At 44.9% G+C, this 26,302-nt stretch carries 21 protein-coding genes; 19 read left to right on the forward strand and 2 right to left on the reverse strand.

All coding sequences use genetic code 11. The annotated features are described in order from the left end of the window. Window positions 1–205: 205 nt before the first annotated feature. Window positions 206–1,690, reverse strand: a complete 1,485-nt coding sequence (locus RID53_RS34915) for an IS1380 family transposase (RefSeq protein WP_446392458.1) — start codon at window positions 1,688–1,690, stop codon at window positions 206–208. A gap of 512 nt (window positions 1,691–2,202) precedes the next feature. Between RID53_RS34915 and RID53_RS34920 the strand changes: the two genes are divergently transcribed. The 15 genes from RID53_RS34920 to RID53_RS34990 all read left to right on the forward strand — a co-directional run bounded on the left by RID53_RS34920 (window position 2,203) and on the right by RID53_RS34990 (window position 22,348). Further along, complete coding sequence (locus RID53_RS34920) at window positions 2,203–3,156, forward strand: MotA/TolQ/ExbB proton channel family protein (RefSeq protein WP_446392478.1); 954 nt, start codon at window positions 2,203–2,205, stop codon at window positions 3,154–3,156. A 115-nt stretch (window positions 3,157–3,271) separates the two neighbouring features. Next, window positions 3,272–4,033: an ExbD/TolR family protein gene (locus RID53_RS34925; protein ID WP_446392459.1), complete on the forward strand. Its 762-nt coding sequence runs from the start codon at window positions 3,272–3,274 to the stop codon at window positions 4,031–4,033. Between the two features lie 267 nt (window positions 4,034–4,300). Then, the gene (locus tag RID53_RS34930) at window positions 4,301–6,829 is read left to right on the forward strand and encodes an alpha-L-rhamnosidase-related protein (protein WP_446392460.1); all 2,529 of its coding nucleotides are present in this window, start codon (window positions 4,301–4,303) and stop codon (window positions 6,827–6,829) included. Window positions 6,830–7,037: 208 nt separating this feature from the next. Next, complete coding sequence (locus tag RID53_RS34935; RefSeq protein ID WP_446392461.1) at window positions 7,038–8,453, forward strand: aspartate ammonia-lyase; 1,416 nt, start codon at window positions 7,038–7,040, stop codon at window positions 8,451–8,453. Window positions 8,454–8,463: 10 nt separating this feature from the next. Next, a complete protein-coding gene (locus tag RID53_RS34940) occupies window positions 8,464–8,769 on the forward strand; it encodes a hypothetical protein (protein ID WP_446392462.1) in 306 nt (101 codons plus the stop codon). Window positions 8,770–8,797: 28 nt separating this feature from the next. Next, entirely contained in the window at window positions 8,798–9,757 is a 960-nt protein-coding gene (locus tag RID53_RS34945; RefSeq protein WP_446392463.1) for a DUF362 domain-containing protein, read from the forward strand. 1,304 nt (window positions 9,758–11,061) lie between these two features. Next, the gene (locus RID53_RS34950) at window positions 11,062–11,583 is read left to right on the forward strand and encodes an inorganic diphosphatase (protein WP_446392464.1); all 522 of its coding nucleotides are present in this window, start codon (window positions 11,062–11,064) and stop codon (window positions 11,581–11,583) included. Between the two features lie 679 nt (window positions 11,584–12,262). Then, window positions 12,263–13,114 carry an MBL fold metallo-hydrolase gene (locus tag RID53_RS34955; protein WP_446392465.1) on the forward strand — a complete coding sequence of 284 codons (852 nt, stop codon included), beginning with the start codon at window positions 12,263–12,265 and terminating at the stop codon, window positions 13,112–13,114. Between the two features lie 557 nt (window positions 13,115–13,671). Next, complete coding sequence (locus RID53_RS34960) at window positions 13,672–15,789, forward strand: ShlB/FhaC/HecB family hemolysin secretion/activation protein (RefSeq protein WP_446392466.1); 2,118 nt, start codon at window positions 13,672–13,674, stop codon at window positions 15,787–15,789. A gap of 16 nt (window positions 15,790–15,805) precedes the next feature. Next, a complete protein-coding gene (locus tag RID53_RS34965; RefSeq protein ID WP_446392467.1) occupies window positions 15,806–16,627 on the forward strand; it encodes a sulfurtransferase in 822 nt (273 codons plus the stop codon). Window positions 16,628–17,264: 637 nt separating this feature from the next. Next, entirely contained in the window at window positions 17,265–17,783 is a 519-nt protein-coding gene (locus RID53_RS34970) for a LabA-like NYN domain-containing protein (RefSeq protein ID WP_006101490.1), read from the forward strand. Window positions 17,784–17,853: 70 nt separating this feature from the next. Continuing rightward, on the forward strand, window positions 17,854–19,473 hold the full coding sequence (locus RID53_RS34975; protein ID WP_446392468.1) for a 2-isopropylmalate synthase: 1,620 nt from the start codon (window positions 17,854–17,856) through the stop codon (window positions 19,471–19,473). 261 nt (window positions 19,474–19,734) lie between these two features. Continuing rightward, entirely contained in the window at window positions 19,735–20,370 is a 636-nt protein-coding gene (locus RID53_RS34980; RefSeq protein WP_446392469.1) for a Uma2 family endonuclease, read from the forward strand. A 40-nt stretch (window positions 20,371–20,410) separates the two neighbouring features. Further along, window positions 20,411–21,271: a hypothetical protein gene (locus RID53_RS34985; RefSeq protein ID WP_446392470.1), complete on the forward strand. Its 861-nt coding sequence runs from the start codon at window positions 20,411–20,413 to the stop codon at window positions 21,269–21,271. Between the two features lie 276 nt (window positions 21,272–21,547). Beyond that, window positions 21,548–22,348, forward strand: coding sequence for a class I SAM-dependent methyltransferase (locus tag RID53_RS34990; protein ID WP_446392471.1), 801 nt, complete (start codon window positions 21,548–21,550; stop codon window positions 22,346–22,348). A 300-nt stretch (window positions 22,349–22,648) separates the two neighbouring features. On the opposite strand, the gene RID53_RS34995 is transcribed toward RID53_RS34990, so the two are convergent. After that, a complete protein-coding gene (locus RID53_RS34995; RefSeq protein ID WP_446392472.1) occupies window positions 22,649–22,951 on the reverse strand; it encodes a hypothetical protein in 303 nt (100 codons plus the stop codon). Between the two features lie 379 nt (window positions 22,952–23,330). Here RID53_RS34995 and RID53_RS35000 point away from each other — a divergent pair, with 379 nt between their 5' ends. From RID53_RS35000 to RID53_RS35015, 4 genes are all read left to right on the forward strand, one after another. Continuing rightward, window positions 23,331–24,143 carry a carbon-nitrogen hydrolase family protein gene (locus RID53_RS35000; RefSeq protein WP_446392473.1) on the forward strand — a complete coding sequence of 271 codons (813 nt, stop codon included), beginning with the start codon at window positions 23,331–23,333 and terminating at the stop codon, window positions 24,141–24,143. A 112-nt stretch (window positions 24,144–24,255) separates the two neighbouring features. Beyond that, complete coding sequence (locus tag RID53_RS35005; RefSeq protein ID WP_446392474.1) at window positions 24,256–24,960, forward strand: pentapeptide repeat-containing protein; 705 nt, start codon at window positions 24,256–24,258, stop codon at window positions 24,958–24,960. Window positions 24,961–25,053: 93 nt separating this feature from the next. Next, a complete protein-coding gene (locus RID53_RS35010) occupies window positions 25,054–25,794 on the forward strand; it encodes a pentapeptide repeat-containing protein (protein ID WP_446392475.1) in 741 nt (246 codons plus the stop codon). 119 nt (window positions 25,795–25,913) lie between these two features. Next, window positions 25,914–26,195, forward strand: a complete 282-nt coding sequence (locus tag RID53_RS35015; protein ID WP_446392476.1) for an AAA family ATPase — start codon at window positions 25,914–25,916, stop codon at window positions 26,193–26,195. Window positions 26,196–26,302 lie beyond the last annotated feature (107 nt).

Here is a 26,302-nt window from a genome sequence, read left to right on the forward strand (position 1 = left end):
AGTCAATTTGCCGCTTAAAAGTTGAGCTTTTTAAAGAAGAATGTAAAAATTCCAATTTATCAAACAAAATTATCCTTAAATTGCCAATCCTTACCTGTTTTTTCCACTAAAATTAAGTTGCTGACGCCAAGTTTCCACGACAAAACCGACTGAAAAAAGATTCAGTCACCTCAAAAATCATTGAGTTGTTATGGAAGCCGAAAAATTAAGAAGTATTGGGAATAGCTTGAATTCTGGAATGAGCAATAGCTAAAATCTCTTGATAAGGACAAGAACTGGATATGGTAATAACAATCCTTCTCACACTAACCGTAATTCTCGCTCCTAATTTAATAAAATTGAGGCGAATTGTTCCGACAGTTGCTTTGGACAAAGGAGTTTTTCTCAAACCGTGATAACGAAAAGCTTGCATCAAAACATAAGCTATTGAAGATAACCACAGGCGGAGTTGATTACTTTGAAAGGTCTGAGTGGAAGTTCGGTCAGCAAATAAGTCTAACTGTTGTTCTTTAATCCGATTTTCCATTTCCCCTCTCGGACAATATTGTTTAGTATAAAGTTGAGAAGGCGTAATTTGAGAAGGAGGTAAAGATGTGACGACATGACGAAACTCTAACCCTTCACTCCCATAAACCACTTTTGTTACCACTCGTCTTTGACGACTCCATGACTTTTCAGTTTGATAGTAGATAGAGCGAAACCAAGTCGCGTTGGGAACTAACTTTCTCACCTCTTCTAAGTCTTCATCCTTAGAGAAAAGACTATCCATCAATTTAGTGACTGGCAATAACTTCTCTTCGTATTCGTTCTTTGCTTTTTCAATAAGATTCGTTGCTCGTAACTTCAATTGGCTATTTGTTGCCATTGCTATCACATAATTTCCCCCTTCTTTCTCTTCACAAAAGTTCATAATTTTTTCACGAGCATAAGCACTATCGCCTCGCACTATTATCTGCGTATTATGCCATTTCTCTCGAATTAAACTAATGATTCTCTGTAGTTCTTCCAATGCTCCTTCGGCTGGGTCTACATTAGAAGGACGTAATCGTGCCACTAATAAATGATGCCCACAGAAGATATATAAAGGTGCATAGCAAACTCCTTTATAATAAGCATTAAAAAATGCTCCCTCTTGATGTCCATGCACTTGGTCATCAGTCACATCCATGTCTAAAATGATTTGTTGAGGAGGGGTTTGATAAGACTCTAAAAAAATGTCTACGAAGGCTTTCTTGATTTCTTCCGGGTTAGCTTCAATGCGATGATAGCGGGACTCTTGTTGTTGAAGGATTGTTTCCGGACAATATTCAAGCCGATTTAAGGTACTCTTCCCAGCTAAAATGGCTGATGGTGAGTCATAAAAATTGAGCTTTTCTAAAGCTATTGCCAAGGCAGGGTCATAGCGTAATTGGTCATGGTCATTGACATCTTCATAACCTAAAGCAATGCCATAAACTCTTTGAGCGAGTAATTGATGAACTGAATAATTTAAATAAGATAAATGCCGATGGTCTTGAAAACATCCTGCAAATCTTGCTGTAATTCTTAGTTTTTTATCTAACTCTGCTAACCAAACTATTCCTGCATCGGAGCTGATTTGACCCCCGTTAAAGTTAGCCAGGATTTCTTTCCCTTTCTTTTTCCCAAAGTTGAGCGGATGGTCATTCCTTTGAGATAAGTTAGCAATCATAAATCAAACTATTTGGCTTTCTCTATAACTAAATTATATCAGGTTTTATGAATTTTATTCTCAATTTAATTGTTCAAATCCTATTTGAGTTCATCAAGAAAAATTAATTAGCGTAAACTTTACGCTAATTAGGCTAAAACGCACTTAAATTGTGTATTCCCTGTTGCCTGTTTTCTGTTGCCTTTCAAGGTTTTAGGTGTCCCAATTTAAATGCCGAACAGCTTAATTCTTTTTACTAAAGCTATATTCCAAAAATATGAGCATCAATTTGCTTTTTTTATTAGGTTGAGGAGCATGATTATTCAGAGGCTTGAAGGTGCAACACACTGTTGTGTGCGGCTGGGGGGAATAAATGGGCTTAAATCCTTGTCTGGCAAGGTTTTTGTGATTTGCGATCGCGCTTCTTGTGAGAAATGCGGGTTTGCAAGCGGCGAGAAATCCCTAGAATTGGAGTGGCTTGCATTTTAGCAGGGACTACTATACTAAGCAATCAAGGGAGGTTGAGAATGGATATGGATATTGTTGCGATTATTGAAAAGGGCGGAATCGCTATATGGCCCCTGTTAGGACTTTCGATCCTGGCTGTGGGGACAATTTTTGAACGCCTGTGGTTTTGGGGGGGAATTCTATTGAAACAAGAGGAAGTCGTCAATCGGGTGCTGGATGCAGCCACTCAAAACTGGCAGGTGGCTAGAGAAATCGCGCTGAAATCACGGCGACAACCCGTGGGACGATATTTATATGCTCCCTTACGCCTGATTAGCCCCGAACCGGAATTATTCCGCTTGGCTTTAGAGGGGGCGGCTGATGATGAGTTAGCGGCGATGCGGCGCGGCGATAAACTATTAGAAGCCGTGATTGCCTTGTCTCCGCTGTTAGGGTTACTGGGGACGGTACTCGGTTTAATCAACTCCTTAGGCTCTATTACTATTGATCAACTGGGTACAGCTTCCACCGCTGGGGTAACGTTGGGAATCGGGGAAGCCCTGATTAGTACGGCGACAGGACTGATTATTGCAATTACCAGTTTGGCATTTTATCGACTGTTTCAAGCCTTTTGGTTTAACCAAGTCAAAATATTCCGCAAAGCGGGGACAGAGTTGGAATTGCTGTATCGCCAAGATTGGTTACAGGCTGAGGATAGTGATCAAATGCTGAACGATACCCTCCCAGAGAATCACGTTAACGTTTACCCAGAGAGTTTTGAAGCTCCCAAACACGATCGCACTCCACCCCCAAAACCTCAATCCCAGCCAAAGCCGGACGATCGCACTCCCGTCACCAAGGCTAAGGCTACCCTAGACAATAACGTGGCTTCAGACCAGTCTCCAGTTCAAGAAACTGATCGCACTCCTGTCGCCAATACTAAAACCAACCCAGATGATAACGTTGACCCAGATCAGTCTCAAGTCTCGGAAAGCGATCGCACGGCTGTCCCCAACCCCCCAGGAAAGCCAGAAAATTAAAACTCTGATTGTCTTGATATCCTGAGTGCAGCTTGGCAATCAATGCCCATTTCTCACAGATACCAAAGCAGACATCATCAACCCGTACAGTTTGCCCGATTTTGACCTTTAAATAATGACAACACTACGCCAGTCACCCCAGCCGCGAACCAAAAAACAACGCGCCGCTTTTGTTCCCCCATTACCCCGCCCCTTAAACTTGCGGATGGATTCCCCCACGGAAGAAGTTCGCATCGAGATCGTACCGCTCATTGATGTTATCTTCTGTATCTTGACCTTCTTTATCCTGGCAGCCGTGGGGCTATCGCGCCAACAAGCCATTAATGTGGATTTACCCAAAGCCAGTACCGGAACCGCCCAGGGACGACAAATTCTGATGATCAGTCTAAATGAATTGGGGCAAGTGTATGTGGAAAAAGAGGAGATGATCACTCAAGAGAAGTTTATTCAACAACTCCAAGCTTACAAGCAACAAAACCCCAGTGGCGTGTTTGTCCTCTACGCTTCCCCCAACGCCATGTATAACGAAGTTGTGCAAGTCTTAGATTTGCTGCGGGAAGTCGGGGGCGATCGCGTGGCGCTAGCTAATTCACCCGGACAATCGCCGCAATTTCCGGGAACGAATCCCATGTCTCCGCCAACTGGAGTCCCCGAATTTAACCCCAATCCTGGACAACTGCCAATGAATCCTGATGGCACATTTAATCCTAATTTGCCGCCTCCATTTCCAGGGATTCCGGGTCAATCTCAATTTGGATTACCCCAACCGAATCCAGGGGGTTTATCCCCGTCTCCGGGACAATTCCCCATCAATCCTGGTGGTTCTGTTCCACCCAATTCTGGCGCACCCACGTCACCGCAGCCGCAAGGGGAATAATTGTTTAAGTTGGTAGGGACAATAAACGTTAACGGCTGAGATCGTCATTTGTCATTTGTCCTTAGTTTTATGTAAGGGTTTGAGGGTTATGTACAGAATTTACAGCCGATTTGGTAGGTTGATGAGGTACATAAGCGAGATCCCCGACAACTCCCAAGAAGTCGGGGATCTGTCTGTGGTAATAGAGGTAGGTTTATTTCCACCAACCTACTTAATCTGAAGTCCCTCCTGTAGAAGACTACAACTCCGCTAATAAGGTTTTATGAGATGAAAAATCTGTCACTTTTATTGTCTAAAGGAACTGATAGACTAGAAGTATTAGGAGAAAAAAATAGTTCTTATAAAGCAATATTTACAGTTGCTTATACAGGAAAAACAAGAGCATTTTATATACAAACAAATGCTCCATTACAAACTAAATTTAATGATAATGATCAACGTCGAAGTTATCAAGACTATTTAGTCAACCCCAGGCAAATTGTCGAATCAAAGGATTATCCTACCCTACATAGCAATCATACCTGGTTTGATGCACTTTACGCTCTAGCCATAGAAGAAGTTCGTCAATGTTCAGTGTCTGAGATTAAAGATAGTGCCTATTGTAATGGACAAGAGATTCCTGCACCTGAAGGCGGCTATTTTGAGACAGGCTTATTCTGGACTTATATTTGGACACGAGATATTTCCTATGCGGTGCATCTGAGTTTAGCTACGATTGATCCCATTCGCTGTTTAAATTCGTTGGACTTTAAACTCTCTGAAATTCGAGCAGGGGGTAATCAGCAAATTATACAAGATACGGGTACAGGAGGTAGTTATCCCATATCAAGCGATCGCGTGGTTTGGTCGTTTGGTTGTCAGGCTTTATTGCAACAACTTCAAAGTAAGACACGGAAAGACTTTGCCCGTTGTGCTTATGAAGCACTCAAAAATACAATTGAACAGGATCGCCACGTCATTTTTGATTGCCAAGATGGGCTTTATCGCGGAGAACAGTCATTCTTAGATTGGCGAGAACAAAGTTATCCTGGCTGGGTGGCTGAAGATCCGGTAAAAATTGGTATGTCCAAAGCCCTTTCGACGAATTGCTGTCACTTTAATGCCTTACAGTTGGCGGCGTCTCTGGCTGGAGAATTTGGTCATAATTCTGAACAAATAAAATACAGCCAATGGGCGCAGGATTTAGGTCAAGCCATCCGCACTCACCTCTATTTACCAGACTCCAAACTCTATTCTACCTTTATCACGACAACCTTTGCTCCAGGTGCTGCTCATCAATATGATTTATTAGGCAATGCTTTGGCTATTTTACTGGATATCGCTGAGGACACGCAAGCCGCTCAAATTGTTTCTAATTATCCCCATTTCCCCAAAGGGGCTGCGGTTATTTTTCCGCAACAAAAGGATACGCTCATTTATCATAACCAAGCCATTTGGCCCTTTGTTACTGCCTATTGGCTGAGGGCAGCTAAAAAGGTCGGCAATGCTCAAGTTGTCACTCTGGGAATGAGTTCCTTAATTCGCGGTGCAGCTTTGAGTTTATCGAACATGGAAAACTTTGATGCTGTAAGTGGAAGGGTTGAACTAGAGACTGAACCCAAAGAACCTCCCGTAAATTCACCCCGCCAATTATGGTCAGTAGCCGGTTATCTGTCGATGATCCATGACATTATTTTTGGACTCTCTTGGACAGATTCAGGGATACATATTGCTCCTTATATCACCCGTGAATTTCGTAACTCTCTTTTACCTAAGTCAACTAAGTTAGTTCTCAATGAGTTTGCCTATAAATCCCATAAACTGAATATTACTGTTAATTTACCCCCTGTGAATGAACAGATGGAGGGTGCTTATCCAGTTGGAGAGATTCGTCTCAATGGACAAATAGTAACCTCTGAAATTACGGATGCAATGCTTGATAAAAGTAATGTCATCGAGGTGGATTTAGTCGCAGCATATTCAAAACATCATCCGATTAATATCATTAGTAACCTAGAAGATTATAGATATAGGTTTGCACCTCGATTCCCGATCATTGAATCTATCACGGCTATAGAGAACCAATTAGAGATTAAATTTAATCTGAATGGCGAAAATCCAGATGAAGTTACGGTTAATATTTATCGAGATGGACAATTAGTGGCTAGGGGACTCTCCGGTCATCTGACAACTTGGCGAGATCAAAATAGTGAGGGAAGGCGATCGCCTAGCTATTGTTATAATCTGGAAACGATTTACACCAACACAGGCACAATATCTCAACGTTCTCATCCCTGCTGTTATTGGGGGGCTAATAATCATCGTATTTATTCTATTAACGCTGACCAATTTTCCGCGATCGGGGGTCAACTTTCTGAACGCCATGGTAGACAACATTTTGAAAATTGGGGCGAACCTGAACATCAGATTACGGTTCAGATTAAAGCTCAGTTTAGTGGCGCTCACGCGATTCAGGTGGTTGCCGGAAATGGCGCCGGCTCGATCAATACAGGGATCACTTGTGGGGTTAAACATTTGCAAATGACGAATTTACAAACTAATCAAGTGGTGGCAGATGGTTATCTAATCATGCCCCATCTTGGCAGTTGGGATCGTTGGTTAGAGTCTTCTGTCATTTTTACTCAAGTAGACTTAATCGCTAACCAGAATTACGAAATCAAGATTTTTGGCGATGAGCAAGCCATTAACATGTCAAGTTTTGCCCATAATGCCAACTATACAGGAGGTAATGGGGGACATTCAGGAACTTACAATTATGTGAATATCGCTCAAATTAAATTAGCGGCGTTATCGTGAGGTACATAGACAGATCCCCGACTTCTTGGAGAAGTCGGGGATCTTGCTTAGGCACTTGTTCAGTCGAAAATGCCTGAAAGTATTGTCTGGTATACCTTATATATTCATTCAGCCCGCCCTAAGTAGGGGCAGGAATAGGAAATTAATGATAAAGTTTTCTCAAAACCCACCCCGCCTACGTGAGAGAGTGTTCAGTTTTGAGTGACTTATGAGCGATCAATCCAGTGCCGGATATCGAATCGAACAGGATTCTATGGGGGAACGCGAAATCCCCAGCGACGCCTACTACGGGATTCAAACCCTACGGGCAATTGAAAACTTTCCGATCAGCGGGATTAAACCCTTACCCACCTACATAGACGCCTGTGTGCTGATCAAAAAAGCCACCGCGATCGCGAATGGTAATCTAGGCTGTATTCCCCAAGAGATTAGCCAAGCGATTGTCCAAGCGGCGGACGAAATCCTCAAAGGGCAATGGCGGGATCAATTTGTCGTCGATGTTTACCAAGCGGGTGCTGGCACATCCCACCACATGAATATTAACGAGGTGCTGGCAAATCGGGCATTGGAAATCCTGGGCGATGAGAAGGGAAACTATAAACGGGTTAGTCCCAATGATCACGTCAACTATGGACAATCCACCAATGATGTCATCCCCACAGCGATTAGAATCGGGGCGCTGTTGGCGTTAGAACATACCTTGTATCCAGCCCTATCCGATGCGATTACCGCCCTGGATAATAAAGGCGATGAATTCCAAGATGTAGTTAAATCCGGCAGAACCCATCTCCAAGACGCCGTACCTGTGCGCCTAGGGGAAGACTTTCGGGCGTGGGCGCAAATTCTCACCGATCATACCACTCGGATTGAACGAGCCTCAGAAGACTTAATGGTACTGGGATTAGGCGGAAGTGCAACGGGAACGGGATTAAACACCCATCCCGACTATCGCCATCAGGTTGCCCAAATTCTTGCCCAACTGGTGGATCAACCCCTCAAATCTGCCCCCCATCTCATGGCGGCGATGCAGAGTATGGCACCATTTGTGAATGTATCGGGCAGTTTACGCAATTTGGCACAGGATTTGGTCAAAATTTCCCATGACTTGCGGCTAATGGATTCGGGACCCAAAACCGGATTCAAGGAAATTCAACTTCCCCCCGTGCAACCGGGATCATCGATTATGCCAGGAAAATATAATCCGGTGATGGCGGAAATGACCTCTATGGTATGCTTTCAGGTGATGGGGTATGACAGCGCGATCGCTCTAGCGGCTCAAGCGGGTCAATTGGAGTTGAATGTGATGATGCCGCTGATTGCCTATAATCTGATTCACAGTATTGAAATTCTTGGCAATACCCTATCTGCCTTAACCCAAAAATGTATCACGGGAATCACAGCCCGACGCGATCGCTGTTTAAACTACGCCGAAGGAAGTCTAGCATTAGTCACCGCCCTGAATCCCCACATCGGTTATCTCAACGCGGCGGCTGTCGCCAAGGAATCTCTGGAAACAGGCAAATCGCTACGAGAAATCGTACTCGATAAAGGATTGATGAGTGCTGAGGACTTAGCCAAGGTACTCGATCTTGATAAAATGAGTGCCTTGTCGTCTAACGAATGACAAAGGACGAATGACGAATGACAAAGGACTAACCATGCAAAGTCAAGATAGTTTTACCCAAATCACCTTGCATTACATCAATGGCGAAACCGAATCCTTTGATATTCCGGTGACACCAGAAGCCTTTAGCGAACAACTTGCCAATTTCCTCAGTCAACCTTTGTTAACCCTGCATCTGTTCGATCAAACGGTGACGATTCTGACGGCTCAAATTGTCAAAATTGAAATAACACCCCAGCTTTCTCAACTGGAAGGGGATGGGGTTTTCTTCGATTGTCAACGAGTCACAGCTTTGTCCCGTGGTGCGAAAGTCTAAGATAAACTAAAGCTATTTCACAATACCTATGTCTAGCGTTAGTTTAATTCGGGCAGAGTCCTATAACCGACAGCCATTGAGAACCGCCGTAGAAACCTTGCTGGAACCGTTGGGCGGGATTAGGGCATTTGTCAAAGCAGGCGATCGCGTCCTCCTCAAGCCTAATCTGCTGACGGCTGGACGTCCGGGAAAAGAATGCATTACTCGCCCCGAACTGGTTTATACTGTCGCCCAATTGGTCAAGGAAGCGGGGGGTCAACCGTTTCTGGGTGATAGTCCCGCCTTTGGTACAGCTAAAGGGGTAGCACAGGCGAATGGCTATTTGCCGATGATAGACCAACTGAATATTCCCATTGTCGAATTCCATGGTCAGCGTTATCAAACGGTTAGCCATACCTTTAACCACCTGCGCCTGTGTAAAGAAGCGATGGATGCGGATGTGGTGATTAATTTACCCAAGCTGAAGTCTCACACTCAGTTAACCTTGACGCTGGGGGTTAAGAACCTATTTGGCTGTGTTCCTGGTAAAATGAAAGCCTGGTGGCACGCTGAAGCAGGTAAAGATGCCCTACGGTTTGGGGAAATGTTAGTGGAAACGGCGCGGGCAATTGATCCCAGCTTGACGATTTTGGATGCGATCATCGCTCATGAGGGAAATGGTCCGAGTGGGGGTGAACCCCGGCGCTTGGATACCCTAGCGGCGTCGGCGGATGTCTTTGCGTTGGATTGTGCGATCGCGAATTTACTCAATGTCGATCCGACTCAAGTCCCCACTCTAGCCGCCGCGATGAACTTAGGGTTAAATCCAACTCTGGATACCCTGGATTTTCCTCACCTGCACCCAGCCGATACCAATGTACTCGATTGGAAGCTACCGGATCGGTTAATGCCAATTGATTTTGGAATGCCTCGCCTGATTCGCTCTACATTTAAGCATTTTTACATCCGGTGGATCAAAGAGCCAATGGGCGTGTATGCTCATCGCTAATGTGATAATTGTCATATCATTTTTGAGCAAAATTTAACATTTAAAACTCAAAAAGGAATTATTTGGTAAACATTGTTACAGTCCCCCAAGAAGGAAAGAACGTAATCTAATACTACCCTCCGATTGCTTAATTCCACCGCCTAGTGTTAGAGGCGGTTTTTTGTATTTTTTTACCTAAAATTAGAAGAGGTTGGGTTGTTACGTTAGGGTCAGAAACTTCGGCTAGGATTCACGAGGACTCCCGTCAATCTGTCTAAAGTCAGTTGTTTGGAGCCGATAGATGTCCTAATTAATAAAGTATAAGCTGTTTGGCATTTAAACCTTATTGTCAATAATGGCGAAATCCTTGTGGTACAACCATCTTGGTCACTGCCTATAGCACTTCTCAATTGGGTGCAATACATACTGGTAGAGGCAGGGTGTGGGGTGTAGGGTGTAGGGTGTAGTGCTTTCAAATGAGAACCGCTATATTCCCAATTTAAATGCATAACAGCTTACCTTATTGCTTATTGCCTATTGCCTATTGCGTAGCGCTATAAGTAGCTGGACATAAATTATGTCCGCTATCCTAAGAAATGTTAACAAGCCGCTCAATCCTTACTGTTCCCTGTTCCTTGCTTATCGCAACCGTTAAGTTTAATTATGTCCGCCTACTGAGGGTAAGATTTTAGGAAAATTGTTTAGTGGAAAACAATTCTTGAGAAAAAAACTTGTTAAAATAGACAAGGTATGGTCTATAGTATAGCCCATCAGATAAATTCTCAATTGACTCAAGTTCTGATCACAACCTAATTTATGGAATCCAGCGGCTCGTCTGCCAAGACTTCTGAACCCCATCCTCATAGGTGGGCAGAAATTATAGGTGCGGTAATGGCTTTTTTAACTCTGACCTTACCTTTCTTAGCCATTGCTTATTACTCGTCTGGCAGCTTGGATGTTTTGCCGACAACACCCTACTCACTGCCAAGGTCAGAAATAAACAATTGGCAAAATTCTTAAATAACAAAATAACGATGAAATAATTAACAAACAAGGAATGGCGGATACCAAATCCGAGTTGGTGGGATAAATCCGATCATGTCCACCTAAAGCATCATCTGAGATTTTGGCGCACGGCTAATAGATACCAAATATCCCCTGTGGTACTTGGTATCACGGAAGGTTTGGGACAGTCCCAGCAACGTTGTATAACAGAAAAGGCACAGGTCAAAAATCAAAGCGAACCGCTACCTGTGCTGGCTTGACCTTGACAATCTTGGATAGTTAGGTCATCCCATCTGCTGTGTCGCTTACACGATTTAGTCATGGATTTATCACGCATTGTAAGTCAACCCAAACCGGGACTGATCAACGTTTTAATTGAAATCCCAGCCGGGAGTAAAAACAAGTACGAGTACGACAAAGATTTACAGGCTTTTGCCCTTGATCGAGTCTTATATTCCTCGGTGCAATATCCTTATGATTACGGCTTTATCCCAAACACCTTAGCTGATGACGGCGACCCCCTTGATGGTATGGTGATGATGGATCAGCCAACGTTTCCAGGTTGTGTGATTACCGCCCGTCCCATTGGTATGCTGGAGATGATTGACTCAGGCGATCGCGACGAGAAAATCCTCTGTGTTCCTGACAAAGATCCACGCTATGCTCAAGTGAAATCCCTGAAAGATGTTGCCGAGCATCGGTTGGATGAAATTTCTGAATTTTTCAGGACGTACAAAAATCTGGAGAAAAAAGTCACGGAAATTCTAGGCTGGAAGGATATCAAGGAGGTTATGCCACTGGTTGAGAAGTGTGTCGCCGCCGGGGAGAAGACTGGCAGATAGTCCAGTAGCCTCAGTAGGGGTTTGGTAACCCAACCCCTACTCCTGAAGGGGTGACAAGCTCGCGTCGAAGGTAGGCAGGGTATGGGGTGTGGGGTATGGGGTGTGGGGAAAATCGGTAAGAAACACAAAAGCCCATAACATAACATAAGAGGAGATAGGGTAAGGAGCAAGCGCTCTCCAGGCGAGCCAACGAATAAACAATAGAGTTTTTGGTGACTCCCTGAGTAAAGTTCAATTTTTCCCGACACCCTAAACCCGACACCCGACACCCGACACCCAGTAGTACCCTCAAGTCCCTTGTCACCCCCTCAGCTCCTACTTATTGCTTTTTGTGACAGAACTCACAAGTCAAGTCCACCAAGCACGCTAAAATTAACAGACTTGAGAGAAACTTCCTGATCGGAATCAGGGTGCTAGAAAATTCAACCTAGGGGAAAGCTATAAATTCATCCTTGTTTTTGACAAGCTCTCCCAACCAAATTTCCTTTAAAAATACCTACTTTGCCCTCTTGGACACAAAAGCCTTAGCGACTATCTCACCGAAAGTACCCTTATCTGAGTATCATATAGTGGAAATTGCTTGGTGTGAAGCTTGGCTAAGGGCAGCTCACTTAATTGAACGATGCCAGATTCTGATCCAGCGTCACCCAGTCCCCGCACATCTAATGTTATAGCCAACATGGTAACTGGCCCTACCGTCAATTTTGTTGTCCAATTTTGGGGCGTTCGAGGTAAAGTTTCGGCTCCAGGAAAAGAAACGGTACGCTATGGTGGCAATACCTCCTGTGTAGAAATGCGTGTCGGTTCCAAACGCCTAATTTTTGATGGGGGGAGTGGTTTGCGACTTCTCGGCAACCATTTACTCCGTCAAATGCCCCTAGAAGCTTACCTCTTCTTCACCCACTGCCACTGGGACAGCATTCAAGGTTTTCCATTTTTTACACCTGCCTTTATTCCCGGCAATTGTTTCCACATCTATGGTGCAAGGGCGACTAACGGAGACTCAATCGAAAAGCGCTTAGGGCGACAAATGTTAGCGCCGAATTTCCCCGTTCCCCTCCAGGTCATGCAATCGGAGCTAAAATTTTACGAACTGGGTTCGGGGGATAAAATCACCGTGGATGATTTGGTCGTTGAAGCCGTCTTACTGAACGCTGCATCCCACTCAATGGGCTACCGAGTCACCTGGAACGGTCATTCTGCCGTCTACGCGATCGCTCACTCCCAATCGCCGGATCAACTGGATCAAAATTTGTTGCACTTAGCCCGCCATGCTGACTTGCTCATTTTGGATGCTCCCTGTAATATTCGTGCAGATGATTCTCTAAAACCTTCGCCTTTAGACTGGCAAGACCAACTCTGGCAAACCGGTTTAGCTACAGCTAAAGCCGCAGGAGTTAAACGAATTGTGATGTCTCACTACCATCCTGACCATGATGATGAGTTTCTTGACTGGATGGAATCCCAAGTGAAATCGGTCTTTCCCAATGACGTACTGGCTCGTGAGGGTATGGTTATACCAGTCTGTTAATCGGAGAGGTTTTGACATATTACCTAAAGTAATTTATATTAACATAATTTATTGGGATTTGAGGCAGGACGCACTCACTCAAATCTCCCATTGGTGTTATCACCAAACAAGATAAGAAAATTAAAGCGTACTGAAAAAGTAACGGAGTAGTTCACGAATCAAACGCTTCATCACATCAGGGGCTTAACAGTAAATAGTAGGCTGATATCGCCAAGCGAGTCGCTTTAGATCAGTAAGTTGGTGGAAATAACCCCAACGGGGTTAACGTTTGTAAACATTCCTCAAATCCTTACATAACGTAGCTTGCTTCTCGCTCAAGCGAGTATGACTATCGCCGCCGTTAACTTTGATTTTTCCCACCTACTTAGTCGTACCACTCCGCTAAAGTCGTCAGTCTCCTAGGGTGTTACGACAGGAGCGAGACGATTAATGAAAATAGGTGTAGAATCTTTGCCATGCCTGACTACTCGTGGTCGATCAAAAAGATGACTATATTCATGATCAGCGATAATTGTCTCACCCTGGTTCTCGATAATTAGCCTCTTTATTTTTGATAAATGAACAAGATGATTGGTGTTAATTCCAACGGGCAAATTCTATTCACTTCTATAGCAGCATTGTGGGCGGCGTTTTGGCTAACTCCCTCGGTAAAGGCTCAAAGTCTACCTATCCTCACAAACACTAAGTCTTCAGCCGATCAGGGCTTGTCTCTGACAAAGGCAGAAGATTCGATCAAGGCAGAAGGTAGGGAACAGAGGGCAGCAGGTAAGCAGCCAGGTAGCAAGGTCGAAGGACATGATAACTGTTTAGGCGAACATGAGATCACCCATTCAACCCTCAGTCAGGGCGGGTTTTGCCCAAACGTTACTATCCATAGCCAAACGACAGTCCCTAAACCCGCCCCTACAAACCAGGTTTCCGATGTACCTAGGGTTGGGTCAATACTCAACACCCAACACTCAACATTCAACGCTCAAGTTCCCGATCGCACCACTCCCCGTGACAGTCCCTCAATTCCGGAACTCCCTCCACCTCAAGACATTGAGCCACCGCCTCCCTCACGGCAACCAGAAGCCATACCCTCTCCCACACTTCCTCCCCCCGAACAGCTTCTCGAACCCCCTGAATTTACCCCAACCACGCCCGAAACACCTGAGACGCCGGAGGGGGCGACTCAAGAGCAAATTACGGTAAACCAATTTGAATTCATCGGTAACACTGCCTTTAGTGATGAAGAGTTAGCCGAAGTAACGGCGGAGTTCACGAATCGCCCCATTACCTTTGCTGAACTCCTCAATGCCAGAACTGCTGTCACCCAGTTGTACGTGGACAACGGCTATGCCACATCGGGTGCCTTCATTCCGCCTCAACCCCTAACCCAAGACACCGTAACCATTGAAATTGTCGAAGGTGGAATTGAAGAGATTCAGGTGAATGGGCTGCGCCGTCTGCGTCCCAACTATGTGCGATCGCGGATTGCCGTTGCTAATCCCAAACCCCTGAATGTACCACATTTACTAGAATCCCTGCGTCTTTTGCAACTCGATCCCCTGATCGAAAATATCTCGGCTGAACTCTCAACGGGTTCTGGACCTGGTACCAGTTTACTCATTGTTGATGTTATTGAAGCAAACACTTGGAGTTACCAACTGTTTGCTAACAATGGGCGTTCCCCTAGTGTGGGTAGCTTCCGGCGCGGGGCGTCCATCACCCAAGCCAACTTACTCGGATTCGGTGATGGCGCAACACTCAGCTATACAAATACCGATGGTAGCGACGAGATTGAATTTAACTACACCCTACCCGTTAATCCGCGTAATGGCACGGTTAGCTTTAGCTTTAGCAATACCTCCAGCGAGATTATTGAAGAGCCGTTTAACTTTCTCGATATCCAATCCGACTCCACCAGTTTTGACCTGACGTTTCGTCAACCCCTCCTGGAAACGCCAACCCAGGAATTGGCAGTGGGTTTAACCGCGTCCCGACGCAATACAGAAACCGTTTTCTTAGAAGACAGACTTGGCTTTCGACTTGGCTTTCCCTCACTAGGGGCTGATGAGGATGGACGGATTCGCGTTTCAGCCCTACGATTCTTTCAAGAGTGGACTCAACGAGGGGCAAGTGAAGTCTTTGCCCTACGCTCTCAGTTTAATTTGGGTCTGGGTATCTTTGATGCCACAGTCAACGATGATGAGCCGGATAGTCGCTTCTTTACCTGGCGGGGTCAAGCCCAGTGGGTGAGACTCTTAGCCCCGGATACGTTACTCGTTCTTCAGGGTGATATTCAACTGGCGGCTCAAGATTTGTTACCCGTTGAGCAAATTGGGTTAGGGGGTCTAGGAAGTGTGCGCGGCTATCGCCAAGATATTCGACTCACCGATAATGGAGCCTTTGCCTCAGCTGAGGTGCGGCTGCCCATTTTACGCATTCCTGAGTGGGACGGTATTTTGCAGGTTACTCCCTTTGTGGATGTTGGCACAACCTGGAATAACGGCGAGATCGATGATCCGGACCCCAGTAGTTTGGCATCATTAGGGTTGGGACTACAATGGCAACAAGGCGATCGCATTACCGCTCGCTTAGATTGGGGGATTCCCTTGATTTCAGTTGATTCTGAGGATGATACTTGGCAAGAAAATGGCGTATATTTTTCAATAACGATTAATCCGTTTTAACGGAATTCTTATAGTAATGATTGATCATCCTTTTATTATTTCGACTCAATTTCTAAAAGAACACCTCGATGATCCGCAAGTGGTCGTCATTGATTGTCGTTTTGCCCTTGCTGATCCGCAACAGGGATATCACCAGTATCAGACGAGTCACATTCCGGGAGCGTATTACTTGGATTTGAACCAAGATCTGTCTGCCCCTGTGGAACGTCATGGTGGGCGTCATCCCTTACCTAATCCCAACCGAATTGCTCAAAAACTTGCCGCGATTGGGGTCAGATTCGGTGAAACCTTAGTCGTGGCTTATGATGATTCCCGTTTTGCGTTTGCGGCGCGTCTGTGGTGGTTACTGCGTTACCTGGGACACGATCGCGTTGCGGTACTGGATGGTGGCTGGGGCGCATGGCAATCTCAAGGGTATCCAGTAACCGATACGATACCGGAACCTCAACCGGGGCAGTTCGTGCCGCAAGTGCGCTCTGACTGGGTGGTTGATATCAACGGGGTCAAAACCCGGAAAGACTTACCCAATGTGGCTTTAGTGGATTCACGGGCACGCGATCGCTATTTAGGAGAGCATGAACCGATTGACCCCGTTGCGGGGCATATCCCTGGGGCGATGAATTACCCGTGGCAAGAGGTAACGAATGCTCAAGGTTATCTCCACTCCCCCGATCAGCAAAAACAGCGATGGCAGGATATCCAGGATAAATCAGACATCATTGTCTATTGTGGCTCTGGAGTCACCGCCTGCGTGAATCTCTTATCCCTGGAATTAGCTGGAACGGGAAGGGGTAAGCTTTATGCTGGAAGTTGGAGCGACTGGTGTTCTTACTTATAATACTCCGGGGATACATTAAGACATCAGTTGCTCCCAAGAGGGAATAGGGAATAGGGAACACCTCGACTTACCTCGATGGTCAGTGAGCCTAGTCGAACTGCGCTCGGTAACACGCTCGGTGTGTCACAGGGAACAGGGAACAGAGAACACTCAAGAATGTCCTAGGCGTGACTTTCCTGATACCCCACGGTAGAATTATGCTTATATCAGTATATTCATAAAAAACAATGTAATATTATCACACTTGTTGACTTAAATGCAAGCAAACTTGCTATTACTGGCGATTCATCCTCCACTAACTCTGATCGGGTATAGTTGGGGATGAATCGCCGAATTCGATAAAGTACATCTACAGCTAATGGGTTGGTGTTATTCTCAAGCCTGAGAATAGCTTGAAGATAGCCCCCTGTCTACATCCTATAGAGTTGCTAAGGTTTTCTAAAGCAGAGAGAAATCTAGCGACAGGAGTTTCTTTGCCAGGAGATTGAACTTGGAGGTGAGAGAGTAAGACAATTTAGATAGCGCTAAAACGCTTAGGAATTACGCCGATAGACTAACTATCAGCCAATATTTAGATTAAAATTGCTAAAATAAGAAGTTCACTTAAATTTCCCAAAACTATTAGGTCTGAGTTTATATGCCTTGCTCGATGAACCGTATTTCTATTTTTGTTGATGGGAATAATATGTTCTATGCTCAACAAAAAAATGGCTGGTTCTTTGATCCAAAGCGGGTCTTAGAATATTTTAGAAAAGAACCCCATATTGTTCTGGTTAATGCATTTTGGTACACCGGATTAAAAGATCCCCAAGATCAGCGCGGATTTAGAGATGCCCTAATTAGCCTAGGTTACACAGTCCGAACTAAAATTTTAAAAGAGTATTATGATGATAGTTCGGGTCGCTATTCCCAAAAAGCTAATCTTGATATAGAAATTGTTGTTGATATGTTTAATACGGTAGAACAGTATGACCGAGTTATTCTGTTTAGTGGAGATGGTGATTTTGAACGGGCAATCGAGTTACTGCGTTCAAAAAATACTCATATTACAGTCGTATCAACGGAAGGAATGATTGCTAGAGAATTAAGAAATGCTACAGATCGGTATATCGACTTAAATGATATACGTGATTATATCGAGAAAACGGATTCTTGATTAATCACACAAACTAGCCCTTATGATTTAACTCATTGAAGATTAACGAGTTCTGACTGGAGACAATCAAATGAACACACAACCCAATCGAATTATTATTTTTGATACCACGCTGCGCGATGGCGAACAGTGTCCTGGAGCCACATTAAATGTAGAGGAGAAACTAACGATCGCACGGCAATTGGCACGACTCGGTGTAGATGTGATTGAAGCGGGGTTCCCCTATGCCAGTGTCGGTGACTTTGAGGCGGTGCAAAAGATTGCTCAAGCTGTCGGTGGCGAGTCGGGACTAACAATTTGTGGGTTAGCCCGAGCCACTCGTCAGGATATCGAAGCCGCCGCCAAAGCCCTGAAACCCGCTGCCCATGGGCGAATTCATACATTTATCGCCACATCTGATATTCATCTCAAATACAAACTGAAAAAGACTCGACAAGACGTATTGGCGATCGCGGAGGAAATGGTAGCGTATGCCAAATCCTTTGTCGAGGATGTGGAGTTTTCCCCCGAAGACGCAGGGCGTTCTGATCCAGAGTTTTTGTACGAGGTGTTAGAACGTGCGATCGCGGCGGGGGCGACAACGGTAAATATTCCCGATACCGTAGGCTACACCACCCCCACTGAGTTTGGCGCATTGATTCGCGGGATTAAAGAAAATGTCCCCAATATCGACCAAGCGATTATCTCCGTTCATGGTCACAATGACCTAGGATTAGCCGTTGCCAACTTTCTGGAAGCGGTGAAAAATGGGGCGCGACAGTTAGAATGTACGATTAATGGTATTGGTGAACGCGCAGGAAATGCCGCCTTAGAAGAACTCGTCATGGCGTTACACGTTCGGCGGCAATTTTACAATCCCTACTTTGGACGCCCTACGGAATCAGAGGAAGCTTTAACCAATATTGACACGCGCCAGATTTACAAAACCTCACGGTTAGTCTCGAATTTAACCGGAATGTTAGTGCAACCGAATAAGGCAATTGTCGGCGCAAACGCTTTTGCCCACGAATCGGGTATTCACCAAGATGGCGTCCTCAAAAATAAGTTGACTTATGAAATCATGGATGCCAAGTTAATTGGGTTAACCGACAATCAGATTGTCTTAGGTAAACATTCTGGGCGCAACGCCTTCCGCAACCGTCTGAAGGAATTGGGGTTTGATCTGTCCGAGACGGAGTTGAACAAGGCATTTGTCCGCTTTAAAGAAGTGGCGGATAAGAAAAAAGAAGTATCCGATTGGGATTTAGAAGCCCTGGTTAACGACGAAATCCGCCAAGTTCCCGAACTCTTCCATTTAGAATTAGTTCAGGTATCTTGTGGGGATCATGCTCGTCCTACGGCTACCGTAACCTTACGCACCCCAGAAGGTGAAGAACTCATGGATGCGGCGATTGGAACGGGTCCAGTGGATGCAGTGTATAAAGCGATTAACCGGGTGGTGAATGTTCCGAACGAACTGATTGAATATTCAGTGCAGTCAGTGACAGCCGGGATTGACGCCCTAGGGGAAGTCACAATTCGGCTACGTTATAACAGTCGCGTCTTTTCCGGTCATGCGGCTAATACCGATATTATTGTGGCATCAGCCCAAGCCTATGTGAATGCCCTGAACCGACTCTATGGTTGGTTACAGGGGCAAGGTCAAGAAAGTCGCGATCGCGAGACAGATAAAGCGGTAGCCCCAGTTTAATCTATCCTTACCAGATCCCCGACGTCTTGAAGATGTCGGGGATCTAATTTATAGCGCTTCGCGCTGGTCTAGTTACACTTGGTTTGTACGAACATCCCATCTGGACTCAGTTTCAGGTACGGGAGTTGTAAATACACGCCTAGCGACTTGCTATATAATCCAGTCCTTACCTTGCGGACTTTGTTTGTGTAGCAGCGATTTTAATCGCCGTGGCTTAAGTGGATTTGATATCATCAATTGCATCAATTGGAGCAAAATAGGTTGAGTGTCACTATTCCCATTCGCGCCATTGAACTAACGCCAGGTAGCACCATTCAGATTTCTGACGTATCTTGGCAAGATTTTGAACAAATTCTGGTAGAGTTAGGCGAACACCGTAACACCCGCATCGCCTACTACCAAGGCATTCTCTCAATCATGTCCCCGTTAGCCATTCATGAACGTCCCCATCGCATCATTGCCGATATTGTTAAAACGATTCTAGATAGCCAAGAGCGGGATTGGGAAGACTTTGGTTCAACAACCTTCAAACGTCCAGTTATTGCTGGTGTTGAACCCGATACCTGTCTCTATATCCAGAACGCCAACCGTGTCCAAGGTTGCACGGCTATGGATTTAGACATTTACCCACCCCCAGATCTGGCTATTGAGTGTGATGTTACCTCAAAAACAACCCTTGACGCTTACGCCGCTTTAGGAGTTCCAGAAGTTTGGATTTATCGCCATCATCAGCTTAGGATATATATTTTCCGCAATGGGGACTATAGTCTTTCCCCAGAAACAGCAATCTTTCCTGATATGTCAATTACCGAACTAATTCCCCCATTGGTACAACAAGCCATTGAACAAGGAACCAGTCGGATGCTGCGGGAATTGAGACGAAAACTGCGTCCATAAGATTATAGAAAGAAACTCAGATCTTGCACTCGCGATCGCGATGATTCAACCCATTCCATTCTCTGTTATATCAGGATACCGTCCCCAGGCTAAAGACACCAGTATAGAAATAGATAAGTTGACATTCCACTTACTCCGACAACGAACACCGGGCAATCGGTTGAAAATGGCAGCCTCGCTGACAAAGAGCGCCCGTAAGCTGTCGTTGTGTTCTCTTAGCCAACAATTTGCACATCTTTCCCCAACCCAGTTCGCCCAAAAAATTGCTAGAGCGTGGTTACAAGACCATTACCCTCCTAATTATATTCCCACCGTCAAGCCAGAAATGTGGATTCAGGATTCGGTACAGTTAGCGGTTAAACTTCATCCCATTTTTACCGCATTGTCCATTCCCTATTACATCACGGGTGGGATAGCAGCAATTGCTTACGGTGAACCCCGCACAACACAGGATTTAGATTTAGTTATCGGTATTTCTCCCACTGATATTGATCGCCTTACCGACGCCCTCAACGAGTGTGGTTTTTATGTTCCCGGTGTTGATGATGTGAAATTGGGTCGGATAAAAACCCTACAAATTACCGATATGGAGAGCATTAGTCGTGCTGATTTACTGATAACCGGAACGGATGAATTTGAGCGCCTACAGTTTGAGCGCAGACGGGTAATTGAGTTTGAAGAAACGAGGCTCTATTTTGCTTCTCCTGAAGATATTATTTTAAGTAAACTGCGATGGAGGCAGGGTTCAGGTTCGGAAAAACAATGGCGTGATGTCTTGGCAGTTCTCAAGGTGCAAGGAGAACAACTTGATTTTGATTATTTATGGGAGTGGGCTGAAAATCTTGGTTTTACACTTGACCTAGACCGAGCTTTTACCGAAGCTGGCTTGTTTGGCTTTTGATCTTCAGTGGTTCCTTGATTTTTGTCTTTCTTTTTAGGGCGCGATCGCACGTTTATTTTAAACCCTTAATTGCTGTAAAATGCGGTCAAGTATTCCCAGAAACCGGGTTTCTCATGAGGACAACAACGAAATCGACATTTTAATCAAAAAAACCGGGTCCTTGACCGATGCCCTAGAGTTTTCTTGTGAGGGTACATAGTTTATCATAAATAGCGCAAATTCTTGTACAATTACCATTAACTCCCTAACCGTCTCTTCCTAACCCTTACCGACAAGATGATTGACGAAACTCTCAACAAAGAACGCCAGTTTCATGATACCTGGGCAGCCGCCATTGATGTCGATGGCATTCGCGTGGCTGATTATTTTGAAGCCTGTACCGCCCCAGAAAACCGCTTTATTCTGCAACAACTGGGCGATATTCGCGGCAAACGTCTCTTAGATTTAGGCTGTGGTGCGGGTGAAAATAGTGTTTATTTTGCCCAAAAAGGAGCGAATTGTGTCGCCGCCGACTATTCAGCCGGAATGGTAGACGTGGCGCTAAAATTAGCAGCGGCTAACGGCGTTAACATTGAAGGACATACAGCGAATGCTATGGCGCTGGATTTTGCAGACAATACGTTTGATATTGTTTATGCCTCCAATTTATTGCACCATATTCCCGATCCTAAAATCGCACTACAGGAAATGCACCGTATCCTCAAACCCGGAGGAAAAGCCTGTTTTTGGGACCCGCTAAAGCATAATCCTGTGATTAATGTTTATCGACGGATGGCGACTGAAGTGCGTACTGATGATGAAATGCCCTTGGATATTAATTTTGTCAAAGTGGTCAAGTCTCTTTTTTCGCAAGTAAGCTATGATACCTTTTGGCTGGCAAGCCTTTGGATTTTTTTGCGCTTCTATTTAATTGAAAAAGTTGATCCCAATCAGGAACGTTACTGGAAAAAGATTATTATCGAACAGGAACAATTGAGTCCGACGTATCGGCGGCTGGAGACAATTGATCAGAGTCTAAAAAAGATTCCTTTGATGAAACGGTTGGCGTGGAATATCGCTGTTGTCGCGACGAAGTAATGTCATGTTCTGACGATTGCTTATAATTGCAATACTGTACTAATAGGGGTTTCATGCATTTTTCTTCAGGTGTGTTTGACCAGAAATGATTGAATTCCTGAAAAAACATACATTCAGAAAACAGAATACAGATGGTAAAAGGGAATGAGTAAGGTAGCCAAATGACAGGAAATAATAACGGTTTCGGCGGATATGATATTATGAATCGAAATCAACCGAAAAATATTAGCCTTAGCTAACCCAATATATATATTTTTTTTTTGACCCTTCGCAACCCTCGATGGCAAGTTTTAAACTTTGTCAAGTAGCGATCGCGACCTCCTGGATACAGCTTCCTGGGGATAATCTAGAAAAGAACCGTTCACGAGACTCTTGCCTAACTAAGCCTTCCATGACCGCTTGCTGCAATCGAATGAAGGCTTTCAAGTCTTCTGTGCCATAGTTTCTAGATAGAAGCTGGCGCAGTTGATTTTCAGATTCCAGGGTTAAATAACCGGTTAATAGCGCTTGTTGAGTAATTTCACAAATTAGATTCATGCCTTCTTGTCCTTCTTTAGATGTCTGTTCAAGATCAGGTGAGATTGTATCACCAACTGTATCCAAATCTCAATGGCAACCCAGGATTCTTATCGAAAAAGACGTACTCCTTAAGGGTTTGTTTCAAGGTGGCGCTGATACGCCCCACGTTCTTGATTAAAGATTACATTTATTTACAGAAAACCTTAACTCAGTTGACAAGTGCCTAACCTTATAGTGAGTAAGTTAGCTAAATCATTGTGTTTTGGGTATCCTTCTGAAGAAAGAATTAATCTAAATTAGCTGTGACAAAAAGGCAGGAGATGCACCGAACCCGACTCAATACGCGCTCTCCGAGACGCGATCGCGCCAGTGCATCCAGGATTGATATGGCTGTCCACGGCGTTGCCTGGTATAGTTAATGGCAAAAACTTAAACGATAGAATCATTTCTACTCTTGCTACCGATGAAGTCTTATCTTGCCGCTGCTGTGCAAATGACAAGCTTGCCTGACCTAGAGAAGAATCTGGTTGAGGCAGAAACATTGATTGAACTGGCGGTGCGCCAAGGCGCTGAGCTGATTACTTTACCGGAAAACTTCTCGTTCCTCGGTAAAGAAGAAGACAAAGTGGCACAAGCTGACGCGATCGCCCTCCAGAGTGAAAAATTCCTCAAAACCATGGCACAGCGCTTCCAAGTCACGCTGCTTGGGGGAGGATTTCCTGTGCCTGTAGACGATACAAAAGTTTACAACACCGCCTTGCTCATCGATCCCAATGGCGTCGAACTGGTGCGTTATCAAAAAGTTCACTTATTCGATGTGAATGTCCCCGATGGCAATACCTATCAAGAATCGAGTACGGTGATGCCAGGGGATCAACTACCACCCGTTTGCCACTCCGAAACATTAGGTAACTTAGGACTATCGGTGTGCTATGATGTTCGCTTCCCAGAACTTTACCGTCATTTAGCCTATAAAGGGGCTGACATTTTGTTTGTTCCGGCTGCCTTTACCGCGTATACGGGAAAAGATCATTGGCAAGTCCTACTCCAAGCACGAGCCATTGAAAACACCTGTTACGTGATTGCACCCGCCCAAACGGGACGTCATTACGCCATGCGTAAAACCCACGGTCACGCCATGATTGTTGACCCTTGGGGGGTGATCTTAGCCGATGCTGGCGATAAACCGGGTGTCGCGATCGCAGAAATTAATCCGACTCGCCTTGAACAAGTTCGCCGCCAGATGCCATCCCTAGAACATCGGGTTTTTATTTGATGGGTCATTGGTCATTGGTCTTATGTTTTTTGGATGTAAAGTGACCAAACAGGATTAGACAACTGGTTTTGCCGTAAAAATTTGTTAAGCCTAAATTTACAACATAAAACCTATGGATGCTACAGAAATTCGGTCGCGTTATGCCGCAGGTGAAAGAAATTTTCGCAGTGTCAATCTGATTGGTGCTGACCTAAACCAAGCTGACCTAAGTTATTCTGACTTGAGTGGTGCTAATCTAAGCGAAGCTAATTTGCAAGGTGCTAATCTAACGGGTGCAGATCTCATTTTTACCACCCTCAGTGATGCGGATTTGAATGGAGCTAACTTGAGTGAGGCAAACCTGATTGGCGCAAAGATGGGTGTTGCTAACCTGAGTGAGGCAAATCTGATCGGTGCCAACTTAATCAGTGCAGAACTCAGTGGTGCTAACCTCAAGGGCGCCAGTCTGAGTCGCGCCTATCTGAGTGATGCGAGTTTAATTAAAGTTAACCTAAGCGACGCTAACTTAAGCGGTGCTAATCTGAGTATTACCAATCTCATCGGAGCCGATCTCAGTGGTGCTAATCTAATTAGTGCAGATCTCAATGGGGCGAACTTGATTGAAGCCAATCTCAGTGGCGCCAATTTAAGTGAAGCCAAATTGTATCGAGCCAACTTAGCTCATGCCAAGCTCAATGGAGCATTATTGTGTCACGCAGATTTGCGCGACGCCAATTTTGCTAGCGCGGATTTGACCGATGCCAATCTAGATCAAGCTAAGCTAGAAGGAACCCTGATCAGTTTGACTGGAGATTCCCAAACCAGTTCCGTGAGTTAGGATTCCGGTTCCTCTGGTTCGTGCTAGAACCTAGCATTGTTGGGAAAGGCTCGTTCAAGCTGAATTCCCAAGACACCCAACCCACCTACACCTATGGATGCAAACGAATTTCGGTCACGTTACGCAGCAGGAGAGCGAAGTTTCCAGAATGCTGACCTGCGTGATGCCGACTTGCGTGATGCTGACTTGCGCGATGCTGACTTACGAGGGGCTGACCTCATGGGGGCTAACCTGTGTAATGCTGACCTCAGTGATGCCAACTTGCGAGATGCCAAACTAATTGGAGCGGATCTCAGTAAAGCGGATCTAATTATTGCCACGCTCAGTAATGCGGATCTTAGAGATGCTAACCTCAAGGATGCGAATTTGATTGGCAGCAAACTTGGCGTTGCCAACCTGCGATATGCCAATCTCAGTGGTGCTAACTTAAGTGGGGCTGAACTAAGTTGTGCGGATATGAGTCATAGCAGCCTGATGATTGCTTACCTGAGCGGCGCTAACCTGATCAAAGCAAATTTGAGTAACGCCGATCTCACAGGTGCTAATCTCAGTATCACCAATATGATTGGAGTCAACCTCACCAATGCTAACCTGAGTGGGGTTAACTTGAGTGGGGCGAACCTGATTGAAGCCAACCTCACAGAAGCTAAATTGAATGGAGCCAATTTAGGTCGGTCTAATTTAGCTTATGCCAAGCTAACGGCGGCGATTTTAAAAGATGCGGATTTAAGCGACGCCAATTTAGCCGGGACGGACTTGACAAATGTCAAACTTGATAGCACCAAACTAGAAGGGACAATCCTTGAGGTCACCTCTTTAAACTTAGTGGAATGAATTGGATAGTTCTTCCCCCGACTGTAGAGACGTAGCATGCTACGTCTCTACCATAAGGTGCGTCCTAACCGCTATGGCGATTGCTATATTTGGGAAAATAGAGATTTGCTACAAATAAAATGAATCAACCAATTCTTCAGTTTCTGGCAGCCAAAAATTATAAAAATTTACAATTATATCAGTCGAGCTATCTCAACAAGCTTAACGTCTTTATAGGTTCAAATGGTTCAGGAAAAAGTAATTTTATTAGTTGCTTAGAGTTCTTAAAAAATTGCCTAACAACTATTCCTGATGAAAGTCGAGGGGTTAGTAGTTTTGAAAATGCCGTTGCCCAAATGGGTGGGAATAAAATTTTAGCTGGGAACCTCAGGGTAAGAGCATCTAAATTAGGCTTGACATAAGGAGTCAGAGGAATTTAAGGTAGAGTCAATGAAACACGAGGAAAGAACTCGAATCATATAATCGTTATCCATAGCAGTCCGTTTCATTTTTTGTCGGAGACTACGTT

Origin of the sequence: Coleofasciculus sp. B1-GNL1-01, assembly GCF_040220235.1 — a bacterium.
GTDB lineage: Bacteria > Cyanobacteriota > Cyanobacteriia > Cyanobacteriales > Coleofasciculaceae > Coleofasciculus.